This is a genomic window from Paraliobacillus sp. JSM ZJ581 (assembly GCF_044383835.1).
In the GTDB taxonomy this organism is placed as follows: Bacteria; Bacillota; Bacilli; order Bacillales; family Amphibacillaceae; genus Paraliobacillus.
Window position 1 is genome coordinate 1 of sequence record NZ_JBISEP010000069.1, and the last position, 1,221, is coordinate 1,221.

Here is a 1,221-nt window from a genome sequence, read left to right on the forward strand (position 1 = left end):
TATAAACCTTTTGACAGATTCCTTCATTAGCCAGAGGACAGTCACTGCACTCTTTTGGTCTTGTGTATTTCAATGTTTCGTATTTGGTGTCAAAACTATCATAACGATAAGAGTGTTCTCTAAAACAGGTTGGGGCAAAGTGTTTATCGAACCCAATTGGCTCACTTTCATTTTTCTTATTATAAGCAATGACAGATTGGTTCCCCATTCGGTAAACTTGCTCATAAATTGGTTCATAGTCATAGCCGGCATCCATTGTTTGATAACGCAAAGATGAAAGTGGAAGTTCATCCATACCCTTTAATAATGGAATTGCTGCTTTTCCATCATTTAGACTGCCTGATGAAAAGAGGGATTGGAGAATGTATTGACTGGATGTACCAACGGCTAAGTGTCCCTTATAGCCGTACCAGAATACATTTTTACCTTCACTGTTCTTTTTCACACCCCACTTTGGGTCTTGTGGAACATTGTCACGCAATACATTTAAAGGTTCATCCAATTGTGCTTCTATTTTCTTTTCGAAAATGGGAAGATTGGCTTCTTTTTCTTCCTGTTCGATGAGCCATTGTTCACGATCTTCCTTGGATTTGCGTCCGCGTTTTTTAGGCTCAGGTTTTGGCTTTTCTACTTTTGGTGGTGCTTGATCCCGTGCCTCAAAATGAGTTGCATCAATGGCTACAGTGTCATCGATAATAAAGCCTTCTGCGATTGCTTGAAGCACAACTTTTTCCTGTACTTTCTCTAAAACGTTAGATTCAACAAGTTTTGTTGAAAGTCGAGAATAGGCGGCTTCAGAAGGGGTATTGTCGGACAATAAAAAACCACAATTAAGTTTAAATACAAAGTCATCATTAAGACGTTTGATCAAGTCTTTAATTGTTGGAATACGTTCAACGTATCGAATAAAAATAGTAATAATCATGGCTGCATAATTCAGTTCTACCGGTGCACCGAGCCGGGATTTTTTATTCACTTCATAGTAGATTGCATCCAAATCTATCGCTGAAATAATCGATTCATAACGATGGGTAGGGTCCATCTCATATAATTCTTGGATGCCAAATAAGCTTTGTTGTCGTATAATGGTCATAGAGAGTACTCCTCCAGTCTTTTTTTGGTTGTCTGTCAACTACCATTATACAAGATTTGGGGAGGTACTTCTTTTTTTGTATCTCAAACTTGTTGGGGCACAAGGGTTATAAATTATGAAATTCACTC

At 38.2% G+C, this 1,221-nt stretch carries 1 protein-coding gene; it reads right to left on the minus strand.

Annotation, left to right across the window (positions count from 1 at the left end):
- On the minus strand, positions 1-1,093 hold a 1,093-nt coding region (locus ACH6CY_RS15665; protein ID WP_374068239.1), incomplete at its 3' end, for a transposase.
- Positions 1,094-1,221: the final 128 nt, after the last annotated feature.